The organism is Acetobacterium wieringae, assembly GCF_023700225.1.
Lineage (GTDB): Bacteria > Bacillota > Clostridia > Eubacteriales > Eubacteriaceae > Acetobacterium > Acetobacterium wieringae.
On sequence record NZ_CP097897.1, the window covers coordinates 3677230 to 3699089 of the forward strand.

Sequence of the window (21860 nt, forward strand, 5' to 3'; positions counted from 1 at the left end):
CTGGGTCATTTTAAAATAAATGGTCGGAGTTCAATTCGCCTTTAATGGTGACATTCTCTTTCTCGGCTTTCTTTTTCTTAATTAGGGTCAGGAAGATCGTGGCGGCAAAGAAAACCACCAGATAAATAACCAGAATCAGAAAGCTGTGCCAGAAATCGCCGGAGATCGCACCGGTAATGGTATCCTTGAACACCACCACCGAATAGGTCATTGGCATAAAGGGATACAGTACCTGGAAGAACTTGGGCACCGTTTCAATCGGGAAGGTGCCGCCACAAGAGGTCAGCTGCAGAATCAGCAAGGTCAGTGCCACAAACTTTCCAGCATCGCCCATGTGAATAATACAGAACTGGACAATCGCCAGGAAGGTCATCGAGACCAGACAAACCGAAACATAGTACAGGCCGGTATGGGCGATTTCCAGCCCTAAAGCATATTTAATGATGCTGCCCAGCAGCACCGCCTGGGCCAGACCCAACAGCAGGTAAATAAAACTGCGGGCAGTCTTATTGCTGCTTTCCCGGGACAGGATCTTAAATTTCTGATCGGCATCAAAATAAATCCCGAAGAAGATAATCAGACCGCCAACCCAAAGTGACAGCGACATAAAGTAGGGCGAAAAATAGGTGCCATAGTTGGCAATCGGATCAATCACCGCATCGTCCACCGTGACCGGTTCACTGACATAGGTACCCAAACCATTTAATTTGGCGGTATCGGCATTGGCATCATTCACGGCAGTCGTGACGCCATTCTGGGCGGTGGTAATGCCGCTGTTAAGCTGCTGCTGACCAGTGACCAGGGTCGTGGCACCACTAGCCAGGGTGTTGGCCCCATCGGCCAGGGTATAGACCCCATTGGTCAGCGTAGTCGCCCCGTTTGACAAAGCCGTTGCGCCATTTGTCAGTGATGAAGCGCCGTCTGAAACGGCACTGGCTCCGGATGAGATGCTATCGGCAGCATTATTTAATTGCCCGGCAGCGGCACTGACAGTGGCAATCCCATCATCCAGATTGCTGGTTCCAGCGGCCAATGCCTGGGTTCCGGCGGCAATGGCGTCGGATGCGCCGCTTAGTTGACTGCCCGCAGCTTCCAGTTGGGCAATGCTCTCGGCATTGTCACTGGAGGCCATATCCGAAATAAAGGCCGCAAACTGGGGGTCAGCCATCAATTCCGGATGCTCCGCGACAAAGGCTGAGATAAAAGCCGAGGTCTGGTTGACGTTGCCAATCAGGCTATCGACCCCTGCCGTATAGGCCGCGATCCCCTGATTGAGCTGGTCCGTTCCGGCGGCCAACGACTCAGCACCGGAACTAACCTGGGCTGAGCCACTTTTCAGACTACTGATGCCATCGTTGAAATCAGAGAACTTGGCGGCAAACTGTGATGTTCCGGCGGCCAAAGTTTGGGTGCCATCGGCTAGAGTTTGACTGCCAGCGGCCAGGGCCTGAGTCCCTGCGGCCAGGGTTTCTGAACCGGTTGCCAATTCCTGGGAACCGGCGGCCAGCGAATAGGTACCGTTCGCTAAGGTCTGGGAACCGCTCAAAAGTTGCGCTGAGCCGCTGGAAAGCTGGGTTAAACCATCATTCAGAGTACCCAACTGACCGGGCACCTTGGCCACCTGATCGGTCAAATTATTGACAATCTCGCCAGAAATGCTTTCTCTTAAGCTGGTTTCCATTTGCATTTCAGCTTTTCCGAGGATCTGACTGGCCAGATAATTTCGTTTTTCGTTGGGTGAAAAGATAATGCTGGCGGTCTGCTTATTGACCGTCGCCGCTGAGGCAATATTGTTTGAGAAATTCTTTGGAACCACGATCATGGCATAGTAATCATCACTTTCGGTACCGGCTTTAGCGGTGGCCTCGTCGGTGATTACATACTTAAAGGTGCCATCCTTAATCAGTTCATCAATAAACTCTTCCCCCAGATTGCGCTGCTGATTATTAATGGTCGCACCGGCATCGTTATTGACCAGTGCCACCGGCAGGTTATTGAGTTTTGAGTAGGGATCCCAGAAGGCACTGAGATAGAAAAAACTATACATAAGTGGTATAATAATAACACCGATAATGACAATAAGTCTCACTGTATTGGCTTTGTTCACTATTTTTTTATTCATTTTTTACTCCTTTCACTTGCTTTAAGGAGTATAGCACCAGGCGTTCCGCTTGTAATTATACGATTCTGTAAACTTGTCGAAAATCGCGACAAAAGAGCCTATTTGTCCAAAAATGAAAACGGTCTCCTTATTTTTTTTAAGGTTTTTAGCTGCAAAAAAGAATCACTTCTTAAATGAAGTGATTCGTGTCATCTGGCTTATTGTTACCTAACCGGCATAGTAATTCAGCTTTTCCAGTAAAACCCCTTTTGATTGAAGCCCGACGATGGTTTCTACCACCTCGCCACTTTTAAAAATCTTCATGGTTGGCACGCTCATTACCCGGTATTGCTGGGCCAGACCCTGGGTCTGATCGATGTCGACCTTATAAATGCCCACCTTGTCTTTCAACTCCTCGGCCACCTCTTCTAAAATCGGTGCCAGTGCTTTACAGGGCCCACACCAGGTCGCAAAAAAATCTACCAGGACAACACCTTCGCCTTTTAAAACCAGTGTATCAAATTCGGTTTGATCGATTATCTTTGCCATTTTTATTTCTCCTTATTTTTTGATTATTTTTTAATTCTTGGCCAATGGCCCATTAATTTTGGCTGCAATTTCTGCCAGCTCATCCAGACAATTTTTATTATCCAGCGCTGGCAGCTCATCGGTATGGGAAAATTGGACGAAGCCGATCTCATCACAGCTCAGAGTTTTTTTGTACCACTCCAGGGTATTATCCATGGCCTGAAACTGCCTCGGATAATGAGGTGCCCCACCGATTCCGATGATCAGAATTTTTTTCTTTTTGATGTTCGATTTATCCTTAAGGTTATAAATCATCTGGGTTCGATCAATCAGCGCTTTAATTTTTGAGGGAAAAGCACTGAAATAAACGGGACTGGCCACGATCAGCAAATCACAGCTCTCCATTTTTTGATAAATTTGGGTCATATCATCCTCAAGGACACATTTGCCCTGATGCGGAATACAATAATCACAGGCCGTACACGCCTGAACGTCGATCTTATTGACATTATATTCAAACAATTCGTGTTCAACTTCAATTTTATTAATAAAATAGTCGATGGCCTTCTGCGTATTCTGACCATTCCGGTGGCTTCCCATAATTGCTACGATTTCCATAGATTTTCCTTTCCTGATGGATCCTTTAGTTATTTAGGAGTATTATACCCGATTTATTACCGCATTAACAACATCTAATTGCCTGTTAAAATTTCTTCTGAATCACAAAAGTTTTTTTATCCAAAAAAAGAAAAAAACCGAAGCCGTGTGAAAAGCGTTCGGTTTTTTCTAAAAACTTTGAAAGAGGGTAACTTGTTATGTCCAAATAATACCCTATTTCCCTTAAGGTTTCCTTAAAACTATTATATTTTGACCTGTTTTTTTAAGGTTTCATGGAATTTCCCGGTACATTGGATCTTGGCACAGCAAATTTTTCCCTGTTTATTATATTGAATCACATATTTTCGTTTTCCGTCCATATTTGTCAGGGTATAGTTACGCATTGGTCCTTCGATCTTTTTAGCTTCTTCGATAGGCAGAATTTTTATTATGTCATCTATTTTTATTTCCAGTACCGTTTTTTTCCAAAAAATATTTTTCGTTCGATGGTAAATTGGTCATGGGTAATGAGCATCTCGTAGATGGTTGTAATATAGCGTAGTGAAATTAAAAAGCCCCCCATCATAATCACCAGACTGATCACACCAACAATTGTTTTTAACCGATAATCTTCCAGGGTATTGGCAAACTGATTGTATAGAAGCGTATATCCAACCACCACCACCATTAATATCCCCAGGGTTGTGATGCTGATTTGTTTGCTTTCAAGGGTTTCCCGTGCTTTAACTGCCATATGTCCTCCATGTTTTTGTAGTCATTTTCATTATAACCCATTGATCCCATAAAAAAAAGAGCTTTGGCTCTTTTTTGATTGCACTTTTCTAATCTTCTGGTGAAAAATCTTCTTTTGAAACGCCACACAAAGGGCAAACCCAATCCTCGGGGATATCTTCAAAGGCGGTTCCTGGTGCAACGCCGCTGTCAGGATCCCCTACCTCAGGATCATAAATATACCCACAAATATCACATACATATTTTTGCATTTTTCCTCCTCCAGATCTTAATCTGTCATTGATTTTATTTCTTAAACAGGTATTTACCCATATATCTTATTATTTAACACCCTCTTAAATATTTTAAATGATTTAATAAAAAATTACTGATTGCATTAGTCCACGTTAAAGGCACCTCCCAGAATATTCTGGAAGGTGCCTTTTTTTCATACTTCTAACTAGTCCTGAACAATTGCTTCTACTGGACATTGTTCTGCACAAGCGCCGCAGTCAGTACATGTAGCTGCATCGATAACATAGATATCGCCTTCAGAAATTGCTTCTACTGGACATTCATCCATGCAAGAGCCACAAGCAATACATTCATCTGTAATTTTATAAGCCATCTAAAAAACCCTCCTTTTAGCATTAACAACATCTTTATTATATCCTTTTTTGAAGTGAAATCAAGATGATTATTTGTCTTTTTTGACTTTTTCGAATTTTTTTACTTCAATTTCTTCCAGAAGATATTTTTTTACCTCGGTTTCATCCTTATTCACCTGAATTTTGACGAAAACGGTTTCTTCCAGAATACTTAACTTGAAAACTTCCCCCTCACCATCGGCAGTGATGACACGCTGTCCCACTTTGGGAAGTTTTTTTGAAACCTCTTCATAGAATTCCTGCTCATAGGTCAGACAACATAAGAGTCTACCGCAGATCCCCGAAATCTTCGTCGAATTGAGCGATAGGTTCTGTTCCTTGGCCATTTTTATCGATACCGGGGTAAAATCCCCCAGCCACTGGGCACAGCAGGTCGTCCGCCCGCAGACACCCAGGCCTTTGAATAATTTGGCCTCGTCCCGCACCCCGATTTGCCGAAGTTCAATCCGGACCTTGAAAATCGAAGCCAGATCCTTGACCAACTCTCTGAAATCGACCCGGCCTTCGGCAGTAAAATAAAAAATCGCCTTTTTCTGATCAAAGGTATACTCCACATCGATCAGTTTCATTTCCAACTTGTGCTTTTTGGCCTTGGCAATAAAAATTGCTTTGGCATCCTGTTCATTTTGCTTGAGTTTATTATACTCGAAGGTATCTGCTTCAGTTGCTTTGCGGATCACTGGTTTTACCGGAGCCACTATTTCTGCTTCATCCACATCTCTGGCAGTCAGGGCAATTTCACCATACTCAATGCCTCTGACCGTTTCCACGATAACCGGATCAAACTGTTCAAACTCAATATCCAGGGGATCAAAATAATATATTTTGCCCACTTTTTTAAATCGTACACCGACGACTGATTTTCCCATTGGCTTATCCTTTCTGAATTTTCATTATCTTAATGAAACACTTTTCCCATTGTAATCTTAAATTAACATTATATTGTATCGTCGCCATCATTTCAAACAAAGTTTTAATGATCGCCTGATTTTTTTCATTTTCCAGCAATTGATGATAGGCCCGATGGGCCGCATTCGGCTCCCCCTGCTGCGGTAGCGGATGACCTTCCAAAAGTAGATTGACCTCATAAAACCAGTGAATAAAAAACTCCAGCATCTCCTGGCTGGTAGTCTTATCCTTGGATAAAACCTCGGCCAGGGTAAAAATTTTAATCTCATCGCCTTTTAACAGGCTGTAAAGCTCCCGCAGATAGTGGGTTCTTTCTTTTTGAATCTCACCATTATTGAGCAGGTATAAGGCCATCCCCGGAGATCCCCCCGCGGCCCGGATGGCTTCGGTCACTGCAGGCTTATCAAATTCACCCTGCTCAAAAACGACAGCCTCCATTTCAACCATGGTCAGCGGCTGAAAATGGTAGCTTTGACAGCGGGAGCGAATCGTTGGTAAGATCGACATGGGATGGCTGGTGACCAGAATAAAAATATTATAGCTTAGCGGCTCTTCCAACGACTTCAGTAAGCTGTTCTGGGCCTCTGGCGTCATCTTTTCGGCCCCATCGATGATATTAATACGCCAGTCTCCCGAATAGGGTTTTATCGCCAGCTCGCTGATCATTTCCCGCACCTGACTGATCTTGATGCTATCGACTCCCGCTTTGGGCCCAATTATTTTGACATCGGGATAGTTTTCATGCTCAATCTGAAGACAAACCGAACAATGGCCACAGCCTGGGCTCTCCCGATCCTGACATAAAAGGGCCTTGGCAAACTCCCGGGCGGTTTTCTTTTTTCCGATCCCATCAATTCCTGAAAAAAGGTAAGCGTGGCTTACCTGCTGGGAATCTATTTCGTTGGCAAGATGCTTGGTAATGGTTTGGTGACCCTGAATCGTTTCAAACATAGTTTTCCTCTCAAAGACAGTTATTAATGGGGTTTTTTCTTTTTCTCATCACTGTTATCCCAATCATCACGATCCAGTCCCAATTCTTTGTCCAATTCAGCACTGAATTCTTCATAATCCAGGAGCTCAAGGGCCATTTCGAAATCGCTGTCTTTAACAAAGACCTCAATGTGAGCGGGTGTAAAGTTTCCCATAAAGATGCTGCGAATGGGTCCGCCAAAGCCTTTTTCCCTGGTGATGACCTGAATCCCGTGGGCATTTAAATAATTCTTAAGCAGAATAAAATCCATGTCGGAGTCGGCCATGGTTAAATAGGTGTACTGATCTTCAATCATTTGATTTATGCTCCTTTATACGTTCCCAGATTTCCTGATGGATGCTATTGATACTGCGCAATTGGTTATCCGCAACACAATTGATTTCCGTCCAGCCATATTCCGCCACCAGCGCCAGGGCACTGCGGTAGGAATCCCGCAGATGTTCGGGACTGCTTTCATGAATATCTTTTTGCTGTTTTCCGGTTATTTTATTGTTGCGGTTTTTAATCAGCTGCTCATTAATCTCCGGGGGAATGTTAAGAAAAAATACCTGATCCGGAACCGGCAGACCATAGAGATTGAATTCAAAATCCCAGAGCCAGTCAAGAAAACGTTTCCGTTCGTCCGGATCCTTTATTTTTCCCGCCTGATGAACCATATTAGAGGTGGTATAGCGATCGACCAGCACCAATCCCCCCTGTGCAAGAAAGTCCTCGTAATCTTCCTTGTAGGAGGCATAACGGTCGGCGGCGTAAAAGGTTGAAGCAATATAGGGGCTGATGCTCCCGGGATCTTTTCCGAAGGCCCCTTCCAGATATAATTTTACCAGCGCTGACGATTTTTTGTCATAGCGGGGATAGGCGATTTTCATGACGTTTTCCCCCGCTTTTACCAGCCGGTCATAAAGCAGTTGGGTTTGGGTCTGTTTCCCGCTACCATCCACTCCTTCGATGACGATCAATTGTCCCTGATGATTCTTTTCCATGATTACCGGCTCCTTTTTAATAATTGTGACTGCTCTGTTAGCATCAATCCCCACCACCGCCACCTGATGATCCAGCAGGTCGTTTAAATATACCACCATTTCGGCGGTGATCCGGCTGCCCGGTAATAAAACCGGGATCCCAGGCGGATAGGGAATAATAAAATCCCCAACCAGCTGCCCAATGGCCAGCTCCAGCGGTATTTGACAGCGTTCCTCCCAGGCAAGGGCTTCCCACAGCGGCATCTCGGTTTGGACAGCAGCCGTAAAATCGAGCTGCTCCCGCCACAGTCGGGGGGGGCTGAGGTTCTTTTTCGTCTCGCCTGATGGTTTTATTTATAGCACAGATAGCTTGCGTTAAGCTTGTCAGATCCGCCCGGGTGGTGCCCATGCCGGTCATCGCCAGCAGATGATTCGCTGATGACATTTCGCATTGAATGCCATACTCCGCTGACAACCGGGCTTCCACTTCCGCTCCGGTGATGCCCCGGGTCCAAAACAGCCACTTGCTGCGATCATAATCCTGCTCCGGATTCTCTCCGCCATACAGAACAATCGGCTCCTGACCATTCTGCTGCTGACAAAATTCCTGATGGGCCGCCACAATCGAATTAAATACGGTTTCGCCCTTTTCAGCGGTACCGCATCCACCGCCTCTTCCACCGAGATCATCAGCGGATAGCTGGGGGATGAGCTTTGCAGCAGACTGAGATAGGCTTTGATCTTCTGACGATTGACCCGGCTGCCCTGAAAATGAAGCAGGGAGCTTTGGGTCAGTGATCCCAGAATCTTATGGGTACTCTGAATCACCACGTCGGCACCAGCAGAAATGGCATCTGGCGGCAGTTTGTCACTAAAGCGCAGATGGGCGCCGTGGGCTTCATCAACAATTAAAAATTTCCCCTGCTCATGAAGGATGGCGGCAATGGTTTTTAAGTCACTGATGGTACCATAATAGCTGGGATTGGTCAAAATCATCCCCTTACTGAGCGGATTTTTGGCCAGCGCCTGACGAACTGCAGCCTCACTGATTGAGTGGGCAAAGCCCAGGTTGCGGTCAATCTCCGGGGTGATAAAAACCCCTTCAATGCGTCCCAGCCCCAGGGCCCCAAAAACGGCCCGATGACAGTTGGTGGGCACCAGCAGCTGCTCACCCGGAGCACAGCTGCCCAGGATGGCACTGTGAATCCCAGTGGTGGTGCCGTTGACCAGAATCGCCGCTTCATCGCTGTGATAGATCGTTGCCAGTTTTTTCTGGGCCTTTGCGATGATCCCCTGGGCATCATGAAGATTATCTGCACCGGGGATTTCGGTAATATCATAGTCGTATAAGGCAAAGGCTTCACCCCGACCCTTATGACCGGGCATGTGAAACCGGTGCGTGTTGTTTTTGTTAAGCTTTTCGAGTTCACTTTTGATGATACTCTTTTCTCTATCCATTTTTTTCATGCCTCTATTTTAACACAATCCCTTTCCTTTAAACGGAGAAATTTTACTTTTATCCTTTTAACTTCTTATGAATTATTATATAATGATTGAGCAAATATGTTAAAGAGGTGAAGAGAATAATGTCCAGTGAAAAAGTTATAACAATCAATATGGAAAATTTCGAAACCGAGATTTTATCCTATGATGGAGCTGTCATGGTGGATTTTTGGGCAGAATGGTGTGGCCCGTGTAAAGCCCTGTCACCGACAATTGATGAAATATCTCAGGAGCTTGAAGCTGGTATGAAGGTTTGTAAAATCAATGTGGATGACAACCAGGCCCTGGCCCAACAATTTCGGGTGATGAGTATCCCCACCGTGGTTTTCTTTAAGAACGGTGAAGCGGTCAACCGCTTTGTCGGTGTTCGCGAAAAAAATGAATACATCGAGATGATAAAAAGTCTCTAATTTGGGGCTTTTAAAAAGTCTAAACAGAATTTATGCTGTTTAGACTTTTTTTATTTTTAACCCTACCGGGTGCTCCGCTAGCGGTTCACACGAAATAATTTTTAAATATCTTACGAAACTTTTCCACCAGAGGGAATGCCATCGACGGTAACCAGGGACAATTTTTTGCCCTTGGTAGCGGCCAGGATCATCCCGTTGGATTCCAATCCCCGGAGGTTGACCGGTTTTAAGTTGGCCACCAGAATGACGGTTTTGCCAACCAGATCTGCTGGCGCATAGTATTTGGCAATCCCGGAGACCACCTGACGCTTTTCCTGGCCGACCATCAGCTGTAAAACCAGCAAGCGATCAGCATCGGGATGGGGTTCACAGGCAACCACCTCAGCCACCCGCAGCTGCACCTTGGCAAAATCGTCAATGGTGATCAGACCTTCCGGCAGTTCTTCCGGAGTTGCGTTGTCGTTTTCTTTTTTAGCTTTTTCGGGCTTAACTTTCTCTTCTTTAAGAGGCTGTTCCGCTTTCTTTTCCAGCTCAATCCGTGGGAACAGGGCGTCGCAGCGTTCGATCTTGAGGCCTTCCGGATAGCCGCCAAACTGCTGGATGCTGTCCCAGGTTAGACATTCTGCCGGACAGTTTAGCTGCTGGCCGATTTTTCGGGCGGTTTCCGGCATTGCCGCTGAAATCAGCACGGTGATGATCCGCAAGGACTCGGTCAGGTTATACATTACCTGGGCCAGACGAGCCTGTTTTTCGGGACTTTTGCCGAGTACCCAGGGTTGGGTTTCATCAATGTATTTATTGGAACGGGAAACCAGCTTCCAGATTTCTTCCAGGGCCCGGCTAAAATCCAGCTTATCCATGTAGTCACTGACGAGCGCCGGGGTTTTTTCGGCCAGGTCAATCAGCTCACTGTCAATGGCTTCTTTTTCCCGTTGCTTGGGAATAATCCCACCGAAATATTTATCGGTCATCGCCAGGGTGCGGCTAAGCAAATTGCCAAGGTCGTTGGCCAGGTCGGAATTGATGTGACTGACCAGCAGGTCTTCGTTATAAACACCGTCCGAACCATAGCTCATTTCCCGCAGCACATGGTAGCGCAGGGCATCAACCCCATATTTATCGACTAAAACCACCGGATCAACCACGTTCCCCACCGATTTGGACATTTTTCCGCCTTTTAATAAAATCCAGCCGTGTCCATAAACCTGTTTGGGCAGCGGTAATTTGAGTGCCATCAAAATAATTGGCCAGTAAATGGTATGGAAGCGGATAATATCCTTGCCGACCAGATGGACATCGGCTGGCCAGTATTTTTCCATCAGATCCGGTTTGTCATTGAGATAACCCAGGGCCGAAATGTAGTTGGGCAGGGCGTCAATCCAGACGTAAACCACATGACCGGGATCAAAATCAACTGGCACGCCCCAGGTAAAGGATGTTCGGGAAACGCACAAATCCTGGAGTCCGGGTTTGATAAAGTTATTGATCATTTCATTTTTGCGGGATTCCGGTTGAATAAAATGGGGGTGGTCTTCAATATGTTTGAGCAAATCGTCGGCATATTTGGACATTTTAAAGAAGTAGGCTTCCTCTGAAGCTTTTTCCACCGGTCGGCCACAATCAGGACAGTTACCATCGACCAGCTGACTTTCGGTCCAGAAAGATTCACACGGCGTGCAGTACCAGCCTTCGTAGTTGGATTTATAAATATCCCCCTGATCATAGAGCTTTTTAAAAATCCGCTGAATCGTTTTTTCATGCTCATGGTCGGTGGTCCGGATAAACTGATCGTAACTGATGTTCATGGTGTCCCAGAGGTTTTTAATGCCGGTGACAATCCCATCGACATAGGCCTGGGGCGCAACGCCCGCTTCAGCCGCCACTTTTTCAATTTTTTGACCGTGCTCATCGGTACCGGTTAAAAAGTAAGTGTCATAACCCTGCAGTTTTTTGAACCGGGTAATCGTATCGGCCGCCACCGTGGTGTAGGTATGACCGATATGCAGGTTCCCACTGGGATAATAAATCGGGGTGGTGATATAAAATGTTTTTTGTGACATAAGTTCTCCTTTATTCATATTTCTGTATTTGGTGGGTTTAATCCAACAAAAAACCCTCCGTCCAGTTAAGGGCGAAGGGTTCGCGTTACCACCTTAGTTCACATTATTCTCACAAATAATGCCTTCATAAGTTTTTTAAACTTTCAGTTTTATCGCGTCAAGCGGATCGGGCTAAACGATTCACCCAAACTTACTCCGAGGCCATCTTCAATGCTTTTTCTGTCACCGGCTTTCACCATCCCGGCTCTCTCTTCACAGCATCCACACCTACTCTTCTCTTCATCGTAATTTTTATTTAATTGCTATCCCTATTATACTTTAATTCCAGATTTTTTCAAGGGATTTATCGCTTAACTGCGTTATAAACATCCCGTCTTGAAATATTGCGGTCTTTGGCCACCGCTTTCATGGCTTCTTTTTCCGGCAGACCGGACTTCAGATAATGAGCCAGATGGTCTTCCAGGCTCAGGCTTTCCAGTTCCAGAGAAGCCGCCACCTTACCTTCATCGGCGGTTCGGCCTTCAATACAAAGGACATACTCGCCCCGGGGGGGATTTTCCTGATAATAGTCCCGATGTTCTGCGATGGTACCATAGCGGGTTTCCTCATAGCGTTTGGTCAGCTCCCGGGAGATACTCATCTGCCGGTGACCGAGCCCCTGCTTGACCAAAATTTCCAGAGTTTTTGGCAGACGGTGGGGGGACTCATAAAGCACCACCGTATCGACTGATTCTTCAATCCGCTTGATCCCTGCTTTAACCGCCTTATTGTCTTTACCTAAAAAGCCGAGAAATAAAAAGGAACGGGTGTCCAGTCCTGACAACACCAGGCCGCAGAGCCCGGCGTTGGGGCCGGGGACCACTTCCAGGGCAATGGCATTGGCGACACAGCTTTTAACCAGGACTGACCCCGGATCGGAAATTAGCGGCATTCCGGCATCAGAAATCAGGGCGATGTTCTGACCCTGTTTTAGCAGTTCAATCAGGCCCTCACACGACTGCTGTTCGTTATGTTGATGATAGGCGACCATTTTTTTAGAAATCTCAAAATGGTTGAGCAGCTTAATCGAATGCCGGGTATCTTCAGCAGCAATCAGATCCACCGACTGCAGGACTTTTAGGCCCCGGATGCTCATATCATCCAGATTCCCAATCGGAGTACCGACTATATAGAGTTTTCCGGACATCTATTCGTTATAAAGGTTTCGGGCCACATAGACCCCATTGGCGGAGGCCTGCATCAAACCCCGGGTGACTCCGGCGCCATCGCCCAATACATAGAGATTCTTAATGCTGGACTGGAAGTTCCTGTCCACAGTCACCTTGTTGGAATAGAATTTGACCTCGACCCCGTAAAGCAGGGTTTCGTCGCTGGCCAGACCGGGTGAGACATGATCCAGGGCCTGAATCATTTCATCGATGTCCTTCATAATCCGGTAGGGCAGCACTAAGCACAGATCACCGGGCACCGCATCAATTAAGGTCGGCCGGATATTATTACGCATCAACCGCTCTTCGGTAGTCCGGCGGCCTCTTAAGAAATCGCCGTAGCGCTGTACCATGATCTTGTTACCGGTGAGCATATTTCCCAACCCGGCAATGTGCTTGCCATAAGCAACCGCTTCTTTAAAAGGCTCGGTAAAGCTTTTAGAAACCAGCAGGGCAAAATTGGTGTTATGGGTTTTTAAGTTGTCGGATTTATAGCTGTGTCCATTGACCACCGCCAACTGGTTATCATAATATTCGGTCGATACAACTCCGCCGGGGTTGGAACAGAAGGTCCGGACGCTGTCATCAAAGGTGGGTGTATAATAAACCAGCTTACCTTCATAAAGGGCCTCATTGATTTCCTGCATGACCTCGTTGCGGGTTTCCAAACGGACGCCGATATCGATTTTCCCGACCTTGGTTTCCACCTTGTATTCTTCGCACATCGAGGTAAACCATTCCGAGCCATCCCGGCCCACAGCCACCAATACCTTGTCAGCCCGGTAGGTTTCACCTTTGGCGACCACGCCGACGACAGAATTATCTTCGACTACCAGGCTTTGCACCGGTGTTCTAAACTTAATGTCGATGCCCAGATCGTTGATTAAGTAATTTTGAATCCGCTGATAAATGGTATAACCGACCTCGGTGCCCATGTGACGAACCGGACATTCAATCAGTTTTAAATTGCTCTGGATCGCCTTGGTCCGAATATCCCGGATCTTATCGGGATCATCCAGGCCATGAACGCGCTTGTCGGCGCCAAACTCAATATAGAGATCATCAACATATTTAATCAGATCAACCGTGGTGTTATAGCCAATGTATTCCGGCAGCTCGCCGCCGACATCCGGTGAAAGCGATAGTTTGCCATCCGAGTAGGCCCCGGCTCCGGCAAATCCGGTAGTAATATTACAGGGTTTGCAACCAATGCAGACATTGGTCTGACGCTTGGGACAGATCCGTTTTTCAATCGAATTGCCCTTTTCCAGCATCAATATCTTCAGTTCCTTGTTCTTTTTGGCCAGTTCCATGGCGGCAAAAATACCACCGGGGCCAGCCCCGATGATGATTACATCATATTTCATGTTCTTCTTCCTTTATGCAAACGCATCCGGGCCGTAGTCATCTTCATTATAACCCACAGCCAGATCGTTGAATTTTGTATATTCGGGTATCCAGGCCAGGCGTACGGTTCCGGTTGGACCGTTACGTTGCTTGGCAATGATTACCTCAGATAAGTTTTTTAATTCCGGGTTTTTATCGTAATAATATTCCCGGTATAAAAGCATGATCACATCGGCATCCTGCTCGATCGAACCAGACTCACGCAAATCCGACATGACCGGATGGTGATCGGTTCGGGCATCCGGGGCCCGGCTGAGCTGTGACAAAGCAATCACTGGCGCTTCCATTTCCCGGGCCAGGGCTTTTAAGCCCCGGGACATTTCAGAAATTTCATTCTGCCGGTTTTCAGTCCGACCACCGCCGCTCATCAGTTGCAGGTAGTCAATGACAATCAAATCCAGGGCTTTTTCGGTTTTTAGCCGCCGACATTTGGAACGGACTTCTGAAACCGTAATCCCCGGGGTATCATCTATAAAAATACTGGCGCCGTAAAGGGTATTGTAACCAACCACCATTCGTTCCCAGTCTTCCTTGCTGAGATTACCGGTTCTAACGTTATTGCTGTCCACCAATGAGGCGGCACACAGCATACGCTGTACCAGCTGTTCCTTGGACATTTCGAGACTGAAAATCGCCACCGAGCGGTTATCTTTGATGGCCGCATTTTGGGCGATATTCAAGGCAAAGGCGGTTTTCCCCATTGATGGTCGGGCAGCCACAATAATCAGATCGGAGGGCTGCAAGCCGGAGGTAATATGGTTAAGCTCGGTAAAACCGGTTTCAATTCCGGTGAGTTTACCTTTTTTACTTTCAATCGCTTCAATCTGGGCCAGGGTGGTGGCCAGGGTTTCCTGAATGCTCTGAAAATCACCCGTTCGTCGACCCTGGGAAACTTTGAAGATTTCCTGTTCGGCCCGATCAATCACATCCCCGATATTCTCATACTGACCATAGCTGTCTTCAAGAATCTGGGTGGCCGTATGAATCAGATTACGAATCACCGCCTTTTCATGAACAATCTGGCAGTATTCCAGATAATTCCGATGAATCGGCACCATCTCGACCAATTCACTGAGATAACCAATTCCGCCGATTTTTTCCAGAACTCCCCGGTTTCTAAGGGCATTAATCAGGGTAACGGTGTCAATGGGCTTTCTCTCGTTGTGAAGAGAAAGCATCGCTTCATAGATTTCTTTATGGCCGCCCCGATAAAAATCCTGGGGGGACAATAGCTCTTCAGCCCGGGCAATATTGGACTCATCCATCAAGATGGCGCCTAGCACCGACTGTTCGGCTTCAATATTATGGGGCGGGACTTTGGGATTCATCACCGCTTAGTCTCCTAGGCTTCGCCTTTGATGAGCACGGTCAGTTTTCCGACCACGCCCTGATAGGTTTTAACTTTGACTTCGGCCCGACCCACATTACGCAACGGCATTTCCAGTTCAACTTTGCGCTTATCAACCTTGATGCCTTTTTGATTTTCCAGAGCTTCAGCAATGTCTTTGCTGGTAACCGACCCAAACAGTTTGCCGTCTTCGCCAGCCCGTTCGGTAATGGTAATTTCCGTTTCATCGATTGTTTTTGCCAGTTCGACAGCAGCCTGTCGTTCGGCTGCGACTTTTTGTGCTTCTTCAGCTTTAGTCGTTTCCGCCATGGCAATATTTTCTTTATTGCCAATGACGCCCTTACCGGTTTTAATCAAAAAGTTCCGGCCATAACCATCCTTTACATCAACAATATCACCTTTATTTCCAACATTTTTTACATTTTCCAATAAGACTACTTTCATGATCCATTCTCCTTCTTGTATTTTTTTATAGCAGTGAGCAATAGCTCGACGCCGGTTTCAATGTTTTTTTCACCGGGGAACTGTGCTCCGGCAATGGCCAAATGGCCGCCACCACCCAATTTCTCTAAGATTACCTGAACATTGACCTCGCCCATGGAGCGGGCACTGATGGCCAGCCCCTCTTCATTTTTAAGAATGATAAAGGAAGCCACAATCCCCTTGATATTTAACAGTTCATCCGCTGCCTGGGCAGCAATCACCTTGCCATAATCGGTATTGTTCTCAAAAGTTGAGATCGCAATGTTATCAAAATAAATTTTAGCATTTTTGACAGCATCCGATTTGGCCGTATAGGTATTGAGATCATCCTGCAGCAAAATTTTACTGATTAGCGTATCGGCTCCCTTTCGCCTTAAGTAAGAGGCAGCTTCAAAGGTTCGCACCCCTGTTTTTAAGGTGAACATCTTGGTGTCCATACACATCCCCGCCATTAACGCGTTGGCTTCAATGACATTGAGCTGGCTCTTCTCATCAAAATACTGCAGCAGCTCGGTCACCAGTTCACAGGTGGACGAAGCATAGGCTTCCGTATAAGTCAGCAGCGTTTCCTTAATGGCTTTTCCAGAACGCCGATGATGATCGATCACCACGATTTTGGGGATCTGATCAACCAGGGAGGGCATCTCCAGATAATTGACGGTTTGGGTGTCTAAAATAATTAATAGGGTATTTTTAGTGGCATAGCTTTCGGCTTCTTTGGGGGTAATAAAGGCATCCTGATAGGCTTCATTCTCCAACAGATAATCAAACAGCGATTTGATCGAATAATTAATCTCCCGGATCACAATTTTTCCTTCTTTACCAAGGGATTTACAGGCTCCCAGCAACCCCACTGCTGAACCCAGACAGTCCATATCCGGATTCTGATGACCCATCATCAGAACATGATCCGACTCTTTGATCAGCTCTTTCAGACCGTAAGCCTTAACCCGGGCTTTAACCTTGGTTCTTTTTTCGGTGGCTTCGCTTTTACCCCCGTAAAAGGACATTTTTTCATCCTGGCGGACCACGGCCTGATCACCGCCCCGAGCCAGGGCAATATCCAGGGCTGAATGGGACAATTCCTGGGATTCGATAATCCCCAGAATACTTTCAGAGATACCAATACCAATGCTGAGGGTAATCGGCACTTTTTCATCATTTTCGATTTCCCGAATTTCATCAAGAATTTTAAAATTCTCTTTTTGCAGGGCACAGATTTTTCCCCGCTCAAAAATCATCAGATAACGGTCACTTTCATACTCAATGATGACACTACCCAGCTGTTTAGCCCATTCGTTAAGCTTCAGATCGACCTTTCCAAGAATCGCCGAACGCTTATGACTGGGAATCTGCTCAATGATATCATCATAATTGTCGATGACGATGTAGCAAAACAGCGGTGAATTTTTCCGGTACAGCTGCCGTTGCTTACTTTGTTCGGTGATATCAAAAAAATGCAACAGTTCAAAACTATGGATTTTGTCAGAGAACGCATTGGTAACCACGCCATAGTCCCGTTCTTCATAATGGAAGGTGAATTCATCGGCCTTGATGGCTGCGGTCAGATTAAAATCCAATTCGGTAATAATATTTTTTTTGAATAAACCTTCTTTTTCTTTTTTAAACGCCTTTCCAAATGCCTGGTTATACCAATAAATGATGCCTTCATTATCGACAATCGCCATGGCAATCGGCATTTCATACATCCGTTCCTGATTAATCTTATCGAGATCACTGTAAATTTCATCAATGGCTTTATCGATTTTGATTTCATCAATGGTGGTGTTTTTAGTGTAATACATGATCAGGATCACAAAGATAACAACGCCGCCAATTCCCAGAAAGATATTATAAAAACCAAGTACCAGAGAGACAATCAACTGTGCCGCTAACGCAAATCGGACAATATCTTTTTTTGACTCTTTCATTTGATCTGGGACTCCCTTCGAAAAATCCGACGAATTCCGATATAAGTATCAGCGATCCCTAAAATGGTTACCAGTGAGCTAAACAATAAGCTTAAAATGACTACCAGCACGTTTAACCCCTTGTTCGTCAATTTCTTGTATTCCAGATAGTTTAAAATCAATGACAGTCCCATAATGAGGAAAATAATATTGACAAAATTCATCACCGTGACAATATAAATCTGCGGGATCGTGGTAACCTGAAACATACTGATGATAAAATCACCGAGGATCAGTACCATCAAAAAATATTTAAGGCTTGTTGGCATTTCCCATTGGCTCAGCGGTTTGAAGGTTTTAACCGGATAGCCGATGCGTTTTAAAATCATATCCGAAACGATCACATTGACCATCCCAAATACAACTGGCAGTAACAGAAAAGCACTCGGTAATGCCAGCTTCATCATTTCTATGTTTTTATCCATGGCCGTTTTGGCCATTGCCAACTGTTCGGCATCCATAATATTGGCGGTTTGATAAAACGTCATCACCTCACCGGTACTCTGTTCCAGGGTCTGTAACAACAGGCTGGTAAAACCAATCCCCATCACCAATTCATAACTGGCCACCACCGCAATCAGCAAAATCGCAAAACCAACAATTCCGATGGCAACTTTAAAAACCGGTGAATAATCCCGATTATAGGCAAATCCCAAACTGCAGCCCACAAAGAGCATCAGCGCCCCAAAAGAAATCGCATTGAGCGGTCCCAAAAAAAGACCAATCAGAATCGTGGCCGCAATGCAAGAAAGAATACTTACCTTCAGGCCCTGGCGTTTTCCCAATACCACCATTGGTACCGGTATAAAAAATACCAACAGCACAAAAAAAGGTAAATAATAGCTAACTAAGGTAAGAATGACTCCCAGGGCACAAAACATGGCACCTTCTGTTATTCCACGTGTTTTCATTGATCCTCCAAATTGGTAACTTACGTATTACCATATACCTTTTATTACTCTATAAAAAGTTACTGAACCATTATATCATATTAACGGAAAATACCTATTATTTTTGTTTGCTCTGATTTTTAATTTCACCGGCAATTCTTCTTAACCTTCCGGGCGGAAGGATTCGCCCAAGCCGTTTACGCAGCTCATTTGTGAAAAAGAAAAAGCTGTTCGCTCCAGATCCTTCCTGAAACAAACAGCTTTGCGTTTTTAATTGTTTGAGCTATATGGTAATAGGGCAACATTTCGCGCACGTTTAATGGCTTCAGTTACCTTTCTCTGATGTTTAGCACAGGTGCCGGTTGCTCGTCTTGGTAGAATTTTTCCACGTTCAGAAACGAATTTTTTTAACGTAACTACATCTTTATAGTCAACATTTTCTACTTTTCGTTCGCAAAACTCACAAACTTTTCTTCGCTTTTTAAATGGTTTTGGCATTGTATTTTCCTCCTATCTTAAAAAGGTATATCGTCATCATCGGCCATCAGATGAAAATCTTCATCCAATCCCATTACTGACATATTATTATTGGATTGTGGCGCTGAAGTTTGCTGGAATCCGGCGTTCGAATCTCTCCGGCCGGATGAGAGAAAACTAATCTCATCGGCAACAACTTCCGTCACATAACGTCGTTGACCATCCTGTGCGTCGTAACTTCTTACCTGTAGTCGTCCTGATACACCAATTTGGCTACCCTTTGACAAATATTGTCCAGCAATTTCTGCCTGTTTTCCCCACACGACGACTGGCACAAAGTCTGCTTCTTTTTGACCATCTTTGTTTTTAAAACGACGATCCACCGCTAAGGTAAATGAAGCGACTGCTCTGCCTGTTGTAGTGTTTTTCACCTCAGGATCACGGGTTAGTCTTCCTACGAGAATTACTTTATTCACAGAATTGCCCCCTATTTCTCTTTTTTAATAACGATGCTTCGAATAAACTGTTCGTTAATTTTGTATAAATGATCTAATGCATCAAGAACTGAGTTATCAGCTTTGAAGTCGATTAAAACATAGAATCCTTCTTGATACTTTTTATCGATTTCGTAGGCTAACTTTCGTTTGCCCCATTCGTCGACTTTTTCAATTTCTCCAGCTGCTTCAATAACAGCCTTCACTTTGCCGACAAGTTCTTCAATCGCTTCTTTCTCAAGATCCGGTTTTAAAACAAATAGTGTTTCATACTTTCTCATTCCATTTCACCTCCTCATGGACTATGGCTCACTTTTCCAGCGAGCAAGGATTACAGCTTTTAATTATATCACATCTTACAATTCATGCAAGGATTTTCTTTTATTTTTTATTTCAGGCAGGCACAACTGCACCAAATATAATTGGTGTCATAAATGTTTCTATAAAAGCAGCTAGAAAGAAAAGTGGAATCAGCCACAATAAATAAATTCGCAAACATCCTATCGCCGCCTGTTTTAGCTCACCCTTTAGGCTTCTTCGTAAAACTGTTTTTGATAATTGTAAACAGAGATGCACACCCAGCGTTACCCCTAAAACCAGAGCCGGAATCTCAATCATACCATGGGGCAAAACCCCCACCAGAAAAGCAAACCAACCAATGCCATTGGTTTGATACACTGCACCGATCAAACCAATAATAATCGCATTGGAAGCCAGCGAAAACATTGGCAAAAATAAAAATGGAACAACCCCTAAAAGACTGCTGATTCCACTGGCAATCACATTATTTAAAAAAATACCCAGCCAGAGATCAACCCCGGTACCATCTAAAAATTCTTTCTGATTAAACAACGCCTGCAACTCATTAAAATAACTCTGACTCAAGCCCGGGTCACTCAGAAAAAGCAGGGTGTTTAAAATACTCATAACCACAAAAAACGTCAGACAAAAAAAGAAGGTTGGTTTTAAATGTTTTTCAAAGTAGGTTTCTGCTCCATTCCATTGGGTCATAAAAAATTCTTTCATACTTCTCCCTTGCTCTCACCGCTCAGAATTTTCTTAATCTGTTTATTGAATTTTGACCGCTGAAGCATAACAATATGGCCGCAACCCAGACATTTTATTTTAATATCGGCCCCGACCCGGATAATTTCCCATTGAAAGCTTCCGCAGGGATGCTTTTTTTCATTTCTACCCGATCCCCTAATGAATAAACCTTAGTTTCCATATTTCACCTCTGCTTCTTTTTTGTCCATCATTTTGACCGAATTTTGATTATATATCACGGTTTTATTGTAGGGAATTTCAATTCCTTTTTCGTCAAATACCGTTTTGATTCGTTGCCGCAGTAAATTTTCTGCCGCAAATTTTGATGCCGCATCTTCTTCACATACAACCCGGATAACAACTGCAGATGGATCAAGTCGGGTGATTCCCTGAACTTCAGGCCGAATTTTAAATAACTCTTCATGGTTTTCATATAGATCTGTGCAAATTTCTTCGAGGATTGTCATGACCTTGTCGATGTTTTCTTCATAAGCAATGCTGACTTCAACAATTGCCTTCATATGTCCCTTGGAATAGTTGATGAGACGATCGATTTTGCCATTATGAATGATAAAAAGCCCCCCATTAAATTCCCGGACGCAGGTTGTGCGCATCCCAATCGATTCAACGATACCATAATGCGTCTCATCAATGATCACATAATCACCAACACTAAATTGATTCTCAAAGACAATTACAAAGCCACTCATCACATCTTCCACAATCCCCTGCGCCCCAAAACCAATGGCCAGGGTTCCAACTCCAGCTACTGCCAGCAATGAACCCACATTAATGAATTGGCCCAGAATAATCAAACCCGCCAGGGTCCAGATGCTTGCTCTGGCAGCGGTTTTTGTCACATGATTCAGAGTAACAATGCGGCGGGCATCCCGGGGTTCAAGCCCTGCTTTTTCACCATCAAAAATCCGGTCGACAATACCAAAAGTGATTTTTATACTGATCACAACTGCAATTAGAACGATCCCCGAAACCAGGCATTTTTGCAGTAAATGTGAAAAATCAAATTGATTGAGATACGAAGAAAAACTTGTTGTTAAATATTCCATAATTAACT

At 44.9% G+C, this 21860-nt stretch carries 25 protein-coding genes and 2 pseudogenes; 1 reads left to right on the forward strand and 26 read right to left on the reverse strand.

Features of this window, described 5'->3' with window-relative positions; translation table 11 throughout:
* Positions 1-10 precede the first annotated feature (10 nt).
* The 13 genes and pseudogenes from CHL1_RS18095 to CHL1_RS18155 form a co-directional block, all read right to left on the reverse strand.
* Positions 11-2122 carry a YhgE/Pip family protein gene (locus CHL1_RS18095; protein ID WP_250934257.1) on the reverse strand — a complete coding sequence of 704 codons (2112 nt, stop codon included), beginning with the start codon at positions 2120-2122 and terminating at the stop codon, positions 11-13.
* A gap of 207 nt (positions 2123-2329) precedes the next feature.
* Positions 2330-2650, reverse strand: coding sequence for a thioredoxin (gene trxA / locus CHL1_RS18100; protein WP_070370680.1), 321 nt, complete (start codon positions 2648-2650; stop codon positions 2330-2332).
* A gap of 30 nt (positions 2651-2680) precedes the next feature.
* Positions 2681-3247, reverse strand: a complete 567-nt coding sequence (locus tag CHL1_RS18105) for a flavodoxin family protein (RefSeq protein WP_070370679.1) — start codon at positions 3245-3247, stop codon at positions 2681-2683.
* A gap of 242 nt (positions 3248-3489) precedes the next feature.
* On the reverse strand, positions 3490-3630 hold the full coding sequence (locus CHL1_RS18110; protein ID WP_250934258.1) for a hypothetical protein: 141 nt from the start codon (positions 3628-3630) through the stop codon (positions 3490-3492).
* A gap of 59 nt (positions 3631-3689) precedes the next feature.
* Positions 3690-3980, reverse strand: a complete 291-nt coding sequence (locus tag CHL1_RS18115) for a hypothetical protein (protein WP_250934259.1) — start codon at positions 3978-3980, stop codon at positions 3690-3692.
* Positions 3981-4068: 88 nt separating this feature from the next.
* Positions 4069-4230: a rubredoxin gene (gene rd, locus CHL1_RS18120; RefSeq protein WP_070370677.1), complete on the reverse strand. Its 162-nt coding sequence runs from the start codon at positions 4228-4230 to the stop codon at positions 4069-4071.
* Between the two features lie 188 nt (positions 4231-4418).
* On the reverse strand, positions 4419-4586 hold the full coding sequence (locus tag CHL1_RS18125) for a 4Fe-4S binding protein (RefSeq protein WP_070370676.1): 168 nt from the start codon (positions 4584-4586) through the stop codon (positions 4419-4421).
* Positions 4587-4655: 69 nt separating this feature from the next.
* A complete protein-coding gene (locus CHL1_RS18130; protein ID WP_250934260.1) occupies positions 4656-5495 on the reverse strand; it encodes a PSP1 domain-containing protein in 840 nt (279 codons plus the stop codon).
* A 4-nt stretch (positions 5496-5499) separates the two neighbouring features.
* Complete coding sequence (gene holB / locus CHL1_RS18135; RefSeq protein WP_250934261.1) at positions 5500-6486, reverse strand: DNA polymerase III subunit delta'; 987 nt, start codon at positions 6484-6486, stop codon at positions 5500-5502.
* A 23-nt stretch (positions 6487-6509) separates the two neighbouring features.
* Positions 6510-6821: a hypothetical protein gene (locus CHL1_RS18140; protein ID WP_228881762.1), complete on the reverse strand. Its 312-nt coding sequence runs from the start codon at positions 6819-6821 to the stop codon at positions 6510-6512.
* On the reverse strand, positions 6814-7509 hold the full coding sequence (locus CHL1_RS18145) for a dTMP kinase (RefSeq protein WP_070370693.1): 696 nt from the start codon (positions 7507-7509) through the stop codon (positions 6814-6816). The genes CHL1_RS18140 and CHL1_RS18145 overlap by 8 nt, the downstream gene beginning before the upstream one ends.
* Positions 7510-7593: 84 nt before the next feature.
* Positions 7594-7752: pseudogene (locus CHL1_RS18640) on the reverse strand (Orn/Lys/Arg family decarboxylase); the annotation flags it as partial.
* Positions 7753-7902: 150 nt separating this feature from the next.
* A complete protein-coding gene (locus CHL1_RS18155; protein WP_250934262.1) occupies positions 7903-8946 on the reverse strand; it encodes an aminotransferase class V-fold PLP-dependent enzyme in 1044 nt (347 codons plus the stop codon).
* A 128-nt stretch (positions 8947-9074) separates the two neighbouring features.
* Between CHL1_RS18155 and trxA (CHL1_RS18160) the strand changes: the two genes are divergently transcribed.
* Positions 9075-9401, forward strand: coding sequence for a thioredoxin (trxA, locus tag CHL1_RS18160; protein ID WP_070370672.1), 327 nt, complete (start codon positions 9075-9077; stop codon positions 9399-9401).
* A 110-nt stretch (positions 9402-9511) separates the two neighbouring features.
* Here the strand turns inward: trxA (CHL1_RS18160) and metG are convergent, their stop codons facing one another.
* From metG to CHL1_RS18225, 13 genes and pseudogenes are all read right to left on the reverse strand, one after another.
* A complete protein-coding gene (metG, locus tag CHL1_RS18165; RefSeq protein ID WP_276520507.1) occupies positions 9512-11503 on the reverse strand; it encodes a methionine--tRNA ligase in 1992 nt (663 codons plus the stop codon).
* A 301-nt stretch (positions 11504-11804) separates the two neighbouring features.
* A complete protein-coding gene (gene rsmI / locus CHL1_RS18170; RefSeq protein ID WP_148636990.1) occupies positions 11805-12647 on the reverse strand; it encodes a 16S rRNA (cytidine(1402)-2'-O)-methyltransferase in 843 nt (280 codons plus the stop codon).
* Positions 12648-14036 carry an NAD(P)/FAD-dependent oxidoreductase gene (locus CHL1_RS18175; protein WP_148636991.1) on the reverse strand — a complete coding sequence of 463 codons (1389 nt, stop codon included), beginning with the start codon at positions 14034-14036 and terminating at the stop codon, positions 12648-12650.
* 12 nt (positions 14037-14048) lie between these two features.
* A complete protein-coding gene (dnaB, locus tag CHL1_RS18180; RefSeq protein ID WP_070370668.1) occupies positions 14049-15404 on the reverse strand; it encodes a replicative DNA helicase in 1356 nt (451 codons plus the stop codon).
* Positions 15405-15418: 14 nt separating this feature from the next.
* Complete coding sequence (gene rplI, locus CHL1_RS18185) at positions 15419-15868, reverse strand: 50S ribosomal protein L9 (protein ID WP_070370667.1); 450 nt, start codon at positions 15866-15868, stop codon at positions 15419-15421.
* The gene (locus CHL1_RS18190; RefSeq protein WP_228881765.1) at positions 15865-17838 is read right to left on the reverse strand and encodes a DHH family phosphoesterase; all 1974 of its coding nucleotides are present in this window, start codon (positions 17836-17838) and stop codon (positions 15865-15867) included. The genes rplI and CHL1_RS18190 overlap by 4 nt, the downstream gene beginning before the upstream one ends.
* Positions 17835-18788 (reverse strand): YybS family protein, encoded by a 954-nt coding sequence (locus CHL1_RS18195; RefSeq protein WP_250934264.1) that lies wholly within the window; start codon positions 18786-18788, stop codon positions 17835-17837. The genes CHL1_RS18190 and CHL1_RS18195 overlap by 4 nt, the downstream gene beginning before the upstream one ends.
* A gap of 249 nt (positions 18789-19037) precedes the next feature.
* Positions 19038-19265, reverse strand: a complete 228-nt coding sequence (gene rpsR / locus CHL1_RS18200; protein ID WP_070370664.1) for a 30S ribosomal protein S18 — start codon at positions 19263-19265, stop codon at positions 19038-19040.
* Positions 19266-19282: 17 nt separating this feature from the next.
* Positions 19283-19720, reverse strand: coding sequence for a single-stranded DNA-binding protein (locus CHL1_RS18205; protein ID WP_070370663.1), 438 nt, complete (start codon positions 19718-19720; stop codon positions 19283-19285).
* A gap of 11 nt (positions 19721-19731) precedes the next feature.
* Positions 19732-20019, reverse strand: a complete 288-nt coding sequence (rpsF, locus tag CHL1_RS18210) for a 30S ribosomal protein S6 (RefSeq protein WP_070370662.1) — start codon at positions 20017-20019, stop codon at positions 19732-19734.
* Positions 20020-20131: 112 nt separating this feature from the next.
* Positions 20132-20764 (reverse strand): stage II sporulation protein M, encoded by a 633-nt coding sequence (locus CHL1_RS18215; RefSeq protein WP_250934265.1) that lies wholly within the window; start codon positions 20762-20764, stop codon positions 20132-20134.
* Positions 20761-20966: pseudogene (locus CHL1_RS18220) on the reverse strand (DUF951 domain-containing protein). Before CHL1_RS18220 ends, CHL1_RS18215 begins: the two are co-directional and overlap by 4 nt.
* On the reverse strand, positions 20956-21852 hold the full coding sequence (locus CHL1_RS18225) for a mechanosensitive ion channel family protein (protein ID WP_250934266.1): 897 nt from the start codon (positions 21850-21852) through the stop codon (positions 20956-20958). The pseudogene CHL1_RS18220 and the gene CHL1_RS18225 overlap by 11 nt, the downstream one beginning before the upstream one ends.
* Positions 21853-21860 lie beyond the last annotated feature (8 nt).